The 10,257-nt window shown below is 35.8% G+C and carries 10 protein-coding genes and 1 pseudogene; 9 read left to right on the top strand and 2 right to left on the bottom strand.

Annotated features, from left to right (window positions below):
* Positions 1-878, bottom strand: a pseudogene (locus J5J05_RS13000) (IS30 family transposase); the annotation flags it as partial.
* A gap of 456 nt (positions 879-1,334) precedes the next feature.
* On the opposite strand from J5J05_RS13000, the gene J5J05_RS02225 reads away from it, so the two are divergent.
* Positions 1,335-2,807: an SGNH/GDSL hydrolase family protein gene (locus J5J05_RS02225; protein WP_208559059.1), complete on the top strand. Its 1,473-nt coding sequence runs from the start codon at positions 1,335-1,337 to the stop codon at positions 2,805-2,807.
* 139 nt (positions 2,808-2,946) lie between these two features.
* Complete coding sequence (locus J5J05_RS02220; protein WP_208559058.1) at positions 2,947-3,519, top strand: acyltransferase; 573 nt, start codon at positions 2,947-2,949, stop codon at positions 3,517-3,519.
* A 1,392-nt stretch (positions 3,520-4,911) separates the two neighbouring features.
* Here the strand turns inward: J5J05_RS02220 and J5J05_RS02215 are convergent.
* Positions 4,912-5,091 carry a helix-turn-helix domain-containing protein gene (locus tag J5J05_RS02215; RefSeq protein ID WP_208559057.1) on the bottom strand — a complete coding sequence of 60 codons (180 nt, stop codon included), beginning with the start codon at positions 5,089-5,091 and terminating at the stop codon, positions 4,912-4,914.
* 182 nt (positions 5,092-5,273) lie between these two features.
* On the opposite strand from J5J05_RS02215, the gene J5J05_RS02210 reads away from it, so the two are divergent.
* From J5J05_RS02210 to J5J05_RS02180, 7 genes are all read left to right on the top strand, one after another.
* Entirely contained in the window at positions 5,274-5,465 is a 192-nt protein-coding gene (locus tag J5J05_RS02210) for a CAT RNA binding domain-containing protein (RefSeq protein WP_208559056.1), read from the top strand.
* A 161-nt stretch (positions 5,466-5,626) separates the two neighbouring features.
* Positions 5,627-6,079: a PTS sugar transporter subunit IIA gene (locus J5J05_RS02205; RefSeq protein ID WP_208559055.1), complete on the top strand. Its 453-nt coding sequence runs from the start codon at positions 5,627-5,629 to the stop codon at positions 6,077-6,079.
* Between the two features lie 11 nt (positions 6,080-6,090).
* Positions 6,091-6,378 (top strand): PTS sugar transporter subunit IIB, encoded by a 288-nt coding sequence (locus J5J05_RS02200; protein WP_208559054.1) that lies wholly within the window; start codon positions 6,091-6,093, stop codon positions 6,376-6,378.
* Positions 6,379-6,392: 14 nt separating this feature from the next.
* Positions 6,393-7,652 (top strand): PTS ascorbate transporter subunit IIC, encoded by a 1,260-nt coding sequence (locus tag J5J05_RS02195; RefSeq protein ID WP_208559053.1) that lies wholly within the window; start codon positions 6,393-6,395, stop codon positions 7,650-7,652.
* A gap of 26 nt (positions 7,653-7,678) precedes the next feature.
* On the top strand, positions 7,679-8,572 hold the full coding sequence (gene dapA / locus J5J05_RS02190; protein WP_208559052.1) for a 4-hydroxy-tetrahydrodipicolinate synthase: 894 nt from the start codon (positions 7,679-7,681) through the stop codon (positions 8,570-8,572).
* Positions 8,569-9,210 carry a beta/alpha barrel domain-containing protein gene (locus J5J05_RS02185; RefSeq protein ID WP_208559051.1) on the top strand — a complete coding sequence of 214 codons (642 nt, stop codon included), beginning with the start codon at positions 8,569-8,571 and terminating at the stop codon, positions 9,208-9,210. The genes dapA and J5J05_RS02185 overlap by 4 nt, the downstream gene beginning before the upstream one ends.
* 16 nt (positions 9,211-9,226) lie before the next feature.
* A complete protein-coding gene (locus J5J05_RS02180) occupies positions 9,227-9,811 on the top strand; it encodes a KpsF/GutQ family sugar-phosphate isomerase (RefSeq protein WP_425270339.1) in 585 nt (194 codons plus the stop codon).
* Positions 9,812-10,257: the final 446 nt, after the last annotated feature.

Genomic DNA, 10,257 nt, shown 5'->3' with positions numbered 1-10,257 from the left:
GAAGCATAAGGATGACTGAAGTACACATCAAGTGTCTCTTGAAGCGCCTCATGAAGACCAGCAAACTCAGATCCATTATCAGAGGTGATTGTCTTAAATACTTTAGAGAAAGTATCACCGGCGCTTTTTCGCAATTGACTGATTGTCTGATTAACAGACTCTTTTTCTTTACCCTTGAGTTTAAGGATGATTTCAAAGCGTGTTTGACGTTCAACTAACGTCAATAAAACCGAATCGGTTTTCACTTTATTCCCGACAACTGTATCGATTTCCCAGTGTCCAAAGTTCTGTCTATTATCAATTTCTAGAGGTCTTTATTCAACAGATTGTCCTAAAATCAGTTTGTTTGTTCCTCCTCTATAAGAAGTGTCTTTTGGTTTTCGTGATAGTTTTTCAAGTAGATCCATATTTTTGGTTCTCACGATACCTTTGTCAATCCATCCATAAAGAGTCGTTGTACAAGGAATAATAGAAGAGTCAAACAAGTCATGTGTTTTAGCAAAACCAATGACTACGTCCGGAGACCACTTTTCTAGTATCAGTTTATCATCTGCCCATTCAATAAATGCATACGTGTCAGCCTATTTTGGCCGACGGCCACAGTTCAATCGAAGCCTATCGCAAGCTGCTTGTCCGGTATCAGGATCGTAGCTAGTCGTATAGTAATCATAAACTTTGCCGTTTTGCTTTTGGCGTTTAAGTTGAGTGATGGTTCCACGATGGATTTCACTATTGATGGTTTGCGGGACACGTCCCAGTGCATTCGCAATTTGACGATTGGAGTAGTTTTCAGTTTTTAAAATAGCAATTTGAGACCGTTCTGAATAAGATAAGTGTTTTCCCTTGCGTGCTGATGTGTTATCGTTAGAGTGCGTCATGTGAATTCATCCTGTCTATTGAGAGTTAGCGGTAACTTCAATATAACATGAAATTCACATGGCGTTTTTTGTAAGTTAGCCTAAGTGGCTAACTTCATTATAAAATCCAGCAAAGCTTATTAATGCTAAAGTAGATAAATAATATTTAAATCTTAAGACTGAATAGTTACATTTTCAAGATAGATGGCTCTCTCAATGTAACTATTCGATTCGAAATGTAATCGCTTGATTAGCATTACTTTTACTTGGAAAATCGAAAATATATATCCAAAAATGGCCTATAGGTAGTTAACTTATATTTTAATACAGAAGAGCTAAGGAAAAGCGATAGCATAACTAAACTAGAAATTTAGCTTAATTGATAAAACAAATAAACAAAGGTGCTATTATGGCACAAAAAATCCTTTAAGTAGAGGAACAGAAGGGACATTAAATAATCGTATGGAAAACTTTGATATGCAAACAATATTTTCTGAATATACTCACAATATTTCTACGGATAACTTTCCAGTACTAACAGCCGGAAGAAGGAGTCGTAAGACTACAGATATGGAAATAATCGAACTTGGCGACAGTCATGGTTGGGGACAAGGAGCTACAGGAAATGAATGGGAAGAAGGGCAGCCGGTTTATAGTATACACAACCCGCCAATTACAAGCAGAGGATTTTACGAAATCTTAAATGAACATTTAAACAATAAATTTGCTATGTATAAATCGATGATTACTTTTAGCGGATTTTCTTCTGCGGGAGAAGTTACAAAAGTTCAAGTTAATAGAAAAAAACAAGAGACACCTAACAAGAATACTGACCATTTAGAGGTCCTAACAGGCAGAGTTTATGTCGTCCCTTCTTTAGCATTGCAAAGTGCAGAAGACGCTACTTTTTATAGTAGAGTTGCTCGTAACGATGTAAGTCACTTTGGATATAGTAACGTAAGACAAAAAATGGCTAGAGGTTTTTACGCCTTTGGACTAGAAGGCGCGATACCTTTTAAACTATCAATTCAAATGAAAGAGTACGCTCGTAAAATGTATATGGGCGTTGTCAAAACTTCACAAGCATGCAAAATTAAAATCTACTTTAGTCCAGAAAACACACCACAAACGACTTCAGGCGAATATTATAAAAATGCATCGGGGTTCCCTAAAATATTTAGGATGGTAAACGGTGCGGCTGTAGAATGTACCTCTTCTGAAGCATTAGTCACAGGTGGAGTTATCAGTATTGATACTTATTCCGCAAGCAGTCAGGATGTCATCTATTGTATTGATTGGGGATTCAAACAAAAAGGAGAAGTTCTCATAGAATATAACGGGTTTGTGCCAGCAAGCTCCAATTTTCCTGCATTAGGATCTAGAGCGTTCCATCTTAGAGGAATTATGTTTGATCGAAACATTGCATCTAATTACTCAATGGGCGGACATACTACTGGTGGGTGGCTTGGAACAGAAGCTAGTTATCAAGACGCGGCTTATGATCATATAGCTGAGATTTTAAGATATGCTTCTTTTACACCTTATCTTTCTATCATACAAGCCCCCATAGTAAATGAGTACTTAAGACAAACGCCTATTGCAACATTCAAGAATAACTTAGCTGCAATAGTCAATAGACTAAAGAATCATCGATCCAATGTATCAGGAAGAGGAACCGATGTGTTGTTCCTATCTACAATTGGCAGTCGCACACAGGAATTTGGAACTGATAAAGCAATGATTAAATACGATGCATATTTTACCGCATTGAAAGAATTTTGTAGTGACAATAAGCACGGATACATTGACTTTAGACAACTGTTTAAAGATAACGTAGCTCAAGGTCTTATAGATTATCAATTGCTTTATCATGATTCAAATCATCCTTCACCGTTTGTGCATGAATTTATAGGAAATGAATTGATTAAAATCACTAATATAATATTCTAATTAATAGCAACAACTTAAACTGTTCATATGATATCCCAATACCATATGTTATACTAACTATATAGATTATACATATGGTAAAAGGAGTATTGTTAGATATAATGATAAACTTAGTAGTAATTGAGCCGGTGGTTTCTTTATGATGACTAACATTAAAAAGTTAATTTCAAGAGGCGCAAGAAAATCTTATGTCAAGAGACTAGAGAAAAAAGGTTTGGTTTTAGGAAAAAACGTTAATATTCAGGATCAAGTTAGTATTGATGAATCGGAGTGTTGGTTAATTGAAATAGAGGATGATGTGGTCATTGCCCCTAGAGTTATTATATTAGCTCATGACGCCAGTTGTATACAAGGTCGCGCAACTAAAATAGGACGTGTGACGATTGGAAAGAAAGCTTTCATTGGGGCAGGAGCTGTTATATTACCAGGCGTGAGAGTTGGAGAAAATGCAGTGGTTGGAGCGGGCAGTGTAATTACTAAAAGTATACCTGATAATTCAATTGCAGCAGGAAATCCCTGTCAAATTATTGGAAATAGAAAAGCTAGTGAAGAATTTCATCTTAGAAAAATTACAAGTGGTGAAAAACCTGTGTATAGTTGGCCTGATTGGGGAACCGAAGGCGGAATAACAGAAGAAATGAAGCAGATAATGAAAAGTGATTTAGAGCATACAAACGGATATTTAGTGAATAATACTAGTCATTTAGAGTAGCCCACAACAGCTACTCTTTTTACTTTTAAACCCTATGATAAACAATTAGAGGCTTAAATGCTTTAAAAATTGGAGTATGTACTATTAGCGCTAAATAAAAGCATATCTTTTAAACGAAATATAATCTAAGTATGAAATTAACACGCGGACATTCGGCACATACTTAACATTAAAGACAGATGAGGTGTTAGTATAGAGAATTAAAGAATGACTTATAAATATGTTACTAAAATTATGTTTGAAAGCAATAATACATGCTTATAGTGTAGCAAACTTAAAAAAAGCTATGTTATATGTTTGAATTAGTTAGTGTCAAACTTCAAAGTGGAAATTTGACAAAAAAACGACTTGCTGTATTTTTAATTTTGGAATTTTACTGAACATACTATTTTACAAAAATTATTTTTATTCATTAATACATAATTAATTTGGTTTAAATAATATTACAGTATAAAGAAATGAATCTTTAATAGCAAATCTATAGAGCATTGTTAACATCACAGTTATTTAATGGGTTAAAAGCAGTATAATTGTTGATAACAAATTTTTGGTTGTTCATAAACCAAAAATTTCATTTTTTGACTCATACCGGCAGTTAGAGGAGAAAATACTACGCCTTTAAAAACTATGTCAAAGCTCCAAATTGAAAAGGATTATAAAATTCTAGATATAGCTATAGGATCTATAGCGGTCCTTACTTTGGGTTTTGGACTTGTTATACCTAAGCTTTGGGGATTGAAAAAAATGATTCCGGAATGAGACATACTGTAGCATTTGATAAATCGGGGACTAGGCAGACCCTTTCAGTGCCATTTTTGAAAAAGAAAACTTTGACAAATTCATGAAGCTATTCATTTAGGAATGTTTAACGAAATTGACAAAGCTGATATGAGCCTATACTTTAATAAGCTTGAAAAAGATTATTTTATTAAATTATTTAAAAGCCTAGGATAAAGCATGCTAGATTTAGTTATTATGATATAAATAATATGTTTTTTTTAATAGAATAATTATGTAAAAAGCTCTAGATAGAAAACTTATCTAGAGCTTTTTCATTTTCATAATTTTTACCAGTAATCAATAAATTGATTTTGTGATACGTCATTGCTTTTAATAATCATTATCTGATAGTGAAAATTAACTTATAAAATTTTGTAAGAGAATTATTTAGATGATTTAATCGATATTGATTAGAATAGACGAATTTAGCAATAGTTTCTGCGGACTTAATTAAAGCCAGCAGAATAAATGAAAAAGTTTCTATCTAAAATTTTTTCAACAAACAATTCATACGTTTAATTTTAAAAAAAATATTCGTGAGACTAATATTTGATGGTCATATAGTCAACAATTAAATTCTACTATTAATTTATACTTACAGTAAGTTAATTTTCAGTCATCAGAACTATACTTTGTTTCAATCTTAATTAAATCATTCATATCCGTAATATCAAGTGCCTCTGCTATTCGTTTCAAATGTCCAATATCGATTCTTTTCTTTTTGTTATTAACTAGTGGACTTAAAGCAGAAATCTGAACGTCGGCCAAACGACTAAGTTCTCTAAGTTTCATGCCATCATACTTCTCTTCTAAAAGAGGTTTGATATTTACAACTATTCTTTTTTCATTATACAAAATTTTCACCTCTGGCTCTTGTCTATAAATACATCTTAAGATATACTAAAATCATTAGTGATATAGATACCTATATCATAAGAGAATTAATATGTTTTAGTTATAAGGAGTTGATTAAAATGAAAGCCCTTCATGTAGTTTCTAATAATGCAGTTGTTGTTCGAACGGAGGAGGGAAGGAAGTGTGTAGTGACTGGTAAGGGACTTGGCTTTAAAAAAATGAAGGGAGATATGATTAATCGGCAGCTCATACAAAATGTTTTCGTTGAGGATGAGCGTTATAAAGAGCATTTGATTAAACAAACTAAATAAAGGGGAGTTACTCATTACTGATTTGAGGCTTTAACCCAGATACTTTCAAATGACGATTTTGGTCATGGAAGTGTTTGGGTTTTTATTTTGTCTATTTCTTTAAGGAGGTGGTGTACGTATACAGTGAATAATTATTTTAGATCAAGAAAGGAGGAAGGAACATGTTAAGTCAGTTGATCAGTCAAGATGCAATTCAACTGGATATTGAAGCCGTGAATTGGATTGATGCGATTCGTAAATCTGCTGTGCCCTTATTAAAGAGTAATAAGATCACGAATCACTACGTAGAACGGGTTATTGAGATTGCAAAAGAAACAGGACCTTATATTGTTGTGGCGAAGAAAATCGCTTTACCACATGCGCCTAGCGATGCGGGAGCACTCGAGTCGTCTATGAGTATTACTGTATTAAACCAAGCTGTAGAATTTGGTCATGAATCGAATGATCCGGTTAAATATCTATTCTTTTTAAGCGCTACAGATAGTACCAGTCATTTGGAAGCTTTAGCTGCTTTAGTTGAATTACTAGATGATGAAGTTTTCTTACGTTTACTAGATAAAAGCAAAAGCAGTGAAGAAGTCTATCGCTATATTCAAAACAAAGAACGATCTTAGGAGGATAAAAGATGTACAAAGCACTCATTGCTTGCCGAGCAGGTGTAGGGTCAAGTTTAATGTTAAAAATCAAGACAGAACAAGTAATTAAAGAAGAGAGTTTCCCGATAGAAATAGAACATGCATCATTAGATGCAGTCAGTAGTTTTTCTGGAGATTTGTTAATTACACTGACGGATGTAAAAGCAGAACTTGAAAGTAAAGGTTTAGCCAAGCCTATCATCGGTATATCCAGTATTACCAACAAAGAAGAAATCAAAACAAAGATTCAAGCTTTTCTTGATGAACAAAAAGGATAAAGGGGAGAAGACGATTGGATTTTTTAGTCAGTTTATTAAGTAATCCAAGTATGTTACTTGGTGCATTTGCATTTATTGGACTCGTTTCTCAGAAAAAGAATGGAACAGAGGTATTGACGGGTACCTTTAAGACCGTCATTGGTTTCATGGTTTTTAGCGTTGGGGCTACCACCATTACGGGCTCTCTACAGAACTTCAATGTGCTGTTTCAAACAGGATTCAATATCACAGGTGTAGTCGCTTCTCCTGAAGCCGCTACAGCTTTAGCACAAGGAGCTTATGGTTTTGTCGTATCCAGTACGTTGATTTTAGGCTTCTTGATGAATCTCGTTTTTGCACGAATCACGCCACTCAAGAACATCTTATTCCATGGTGGTCATAGTTTGTTCTTTGCATGTGTACTGGCATTGATTTTGAAGTCTTATGAGTTTAGTGACAGCATGGCCATCGTGATAGGGGGTACGTTGCTAGGATTTTGTTCTGCGGCTTTACCGCAATTATGTCAGCCATTTATGAGAAAGATTACTGGTGGAGACGATGTAGCGATCGGTCATTTCAATATGATTGGTTATGCAGCATCTGGATACATCGGAAATCTATTTGGTAAGTACAAAGCGCAATCAACTGAAGATATCAACTTCCCTAAATGGTTATCTTTCTTCAGAGATTTCTTGATGGGTGTTTCGACGATCATGTTGATCCTTTTCTACATCGCTACACTCGCTGCGGGTAGTGAAGCTACTGGAGAATTATCAGGTTCTATCCATTGGTTAGTCTATCCTTTGTTACAAGCCTTCACGTTTGCAGCAGGTATGTCTATTTTGATGACTGGTGTACGCATGTTCCTTGCTGAGCTTACTGCAGCATTTGTATCTATCTCAGAGAAATTCATTCCAAATTCAAGACCGGCTTTAGATGTCCCAACGATTTTCCCATTTGCGCCAACGGCTGTATTAGTAGGATTCTTGTCTTCTTATGCTGCAGGGTTGCTTGCGATCGTGATAATGGCTACGTTTAGTTTCCCAGTTATCATCATTCCAGCAGCACACATCTGTTTCTTTTCTGGTGGAACAGCGGGTGTCTTTGGTAATTCTACTGGTGGTTGGCGTGGTGCGGTAGCTGGATCATTCTTCGTTGGTTTGTTGTTAGCGTTCTTGCCAGCTATCTTATATCCATTATACGCAGATATGGGTATTGAAGGATCCACTTTCCCAAATGTTGATCATAACATTATCGGTATCTTATTAGATCAATTCTTGAATATATTTAGGTAAGCTAAGATGAAAGGAATGCAGAGCTCATGTACAAAGGTATCATAACCGCAATGGTTACGCCCATATTGGAAGATGAATCGATCGATTTAGAAGCAACAGATCAGTTGATTGAGCAGTTGATCAAAAAAGGTGTGAATGGACTATTTATCTTAGGAACAAATGGCGAAGCACATATGCTAAGTCGAGAAGTGAAGTTGACCTTTATCGAACACGTCGTAAAGACCGTATCAGGTCGTGTACCAGTGATTGCTGGTGTGGGCGGTAATGGGACTAAAGAGGTGATTGATTTTGCTAACACTGCAGAAGCTCTAGGTATAGATGCACTCAGTATCATTACACCCTATTTCATTCCGCCAACACAAGAAGAATTGATCTGGCACTATGTAAAAATTGCACAGAGTGTACAAAAGCCGATCCTACTTTATAATATGCCTGCAAAAACAGGCATTAATATTGAACCCAAGACACTTCATTCACTTATGCAGGTTGAGCGAATTGTTGGGATAAAAGATAGTAGCGGGAATATAGAGAACCTAAAAGGATACATTCGAGTAGCAAAAGAAGTAGAAGGGTTTTCTGTTTTATGCGGATCAGATTCAAGTATCTTTATGGCACTTGGAATGGGCGCTGATGGTGCAATCACGGCTCTTTCTAACGTACTGACTGCAGAGATTGTCGCCATTTTTCGAGACTGGACGATGGGCTATTTTGAAGCAGCTAACAAACGTCAAGAAGCAATCGAACCACTTAGAACACTCAACAAAATCGGAACATTACCGAGTGTCTTGAAGTACGCAGTTGCTGAAACAGGTATACCCGTTGGTGGTCCGTGTAAACCAGTTCAAGAACCGAGAGAAGAAATAAAAAAAGCGATTAGTCAGTTAATCAAAGAATACAAAGAGATAGGCGTGTTGAGATGAATATAGAAGTCGTGCAAAACATTCAAGCCGAAGCTATTATGGCCATTGTAAGAGTTGAAACAAAAGAGCGCGCGAAAGAAATTGCTCAAGGATGTCTGGATGGTGGTGTAAGCGTGCTGGAAATAAGCTATACACTGCCGAATGCTGGTGAAATGATTGCCTATCTTAAAGAGACATTTGATGATCAACTGACAGTAGGTGCCGGCACAGTACTTGATTCAGAAACAGCGCGTGCAGCTATTCTAGCTGGGGCCGAATTTATAATCGCACCGAATTTTAATAAGGAAGTAGCGTTTTTGTCGAATCGATACCAAATACCCTATGCACCTGGATGTTCGACAATAAGCGAAATGGTAGAAGCATTGGAATACGGTGCAGCTTTTATTAAGTTGTTTCCAGTAGCCGGTCACTTCGGACCATCTTTTATCAAGACGATTAAAACGCCACTACCCAATATGCCTATATTATCCTCTGGTGGGGTAACGCTCGATAATATGGACGAATGGTTCCAGTCTGGTGCAGATTGTTTAGGGATTGGGTCTTTGCTTACAAAAGGAACAAGTAAAGAAATCGCAATGAATGCAGAGAAATTGGTTGCTGCTAGAGACCGTTTTCGAAACAAGGAAAAAATAGAATGAGAGGTGGTAATGGAAGGTGATCATAGAAGAAGCAAAAAGAATACTAGCAGTAGAAGCTAGAGCAATAAGTGAACTTGAAGCCTATATCGGTGATCAATTTGTCACAGTTGTGAAAATGATTTTGTCATGCGAAGGAAAAGTTGTGATTACCGGCGTTGGGAAGTCTGGTCATGTTGGAAGAAAAATTGCCGCAACCTTTGCGAGTACAGGTACACCTGCCTTTTTTATGCATAGTACAGAAGGCGTACATGGTGACCTCGGTATGATAGAGCGCAAAGATATTGTGATCTTGATTTCCAATAGCGGAGAGACGAGAGAAGTACTGGAATTGCTTCCTTCAATTGAAGAAATCGGCGCCAGAACGATAGCTATGACTGCTGGGGAATCTTCAAGCTTAGTAAATCAGTGTGACTACACATTGCTTTATGGATATAACCAAGAAGCAGACCACTTAAAGACCGCTCCAACGACAAGCTCAACCATTTGTTTAGCGTTAGGAGATGTTTTAGCAGGAACGTTGTCTAAACTAAAAGAGTTTAATCAAAAGGATTTCTTGTTGTATCATCCAGGAGGTAGTTTAGGTAAGAAGTTAAGAATGTAGTTAATTAGAATAAAACCCTATTATTAATCTTTTGATTTTAATAATAGGGTTTTATTTTTTACTGAATAGAGTAAATATAAGAAGTATGTTCAATATTAAATTGAAACTAAACAAATAATGACTATCGATATGTTCATTATCCCTTCGATGATAATTCGCGATTAATCCATTTTTATATCTGGAAGCGGAGAAAGTTCTAGTTTTATTAGTCAATCAATAAAATTAAAGGCAAAAAACAGAATTCATTCAGGATGGTAATTAGTAACGATTTTGACTTATTTAATGTTAGATACTCTCTACAATAATTCTATGATTAAAAATTTTATTATAATTTTTTATGTGCTTCAATTAAGTCAAGTCCAGAGTTCTGTGTAAAATGTACGATACTTTGTTTTTAGTTTTATTCGTTTGATTCAAACTGGATATATTTTCTCGGAGAACTGATC

This window comes from Marinilactibacillus kalidii, from assembly GCF_017599325.1.
Lineage (GTDB): Bacteria > Bacillota > Bacilli > Lactobacillales > Carnobacteriaceae_A > Marinilactibacillus > Marinilactibacillus kalidii.
The sequence above is the reverse complement of the archived record's forward strand: the minus strand, read 5'-3'. Positions and strand labels throughout refer to the sequence as shown.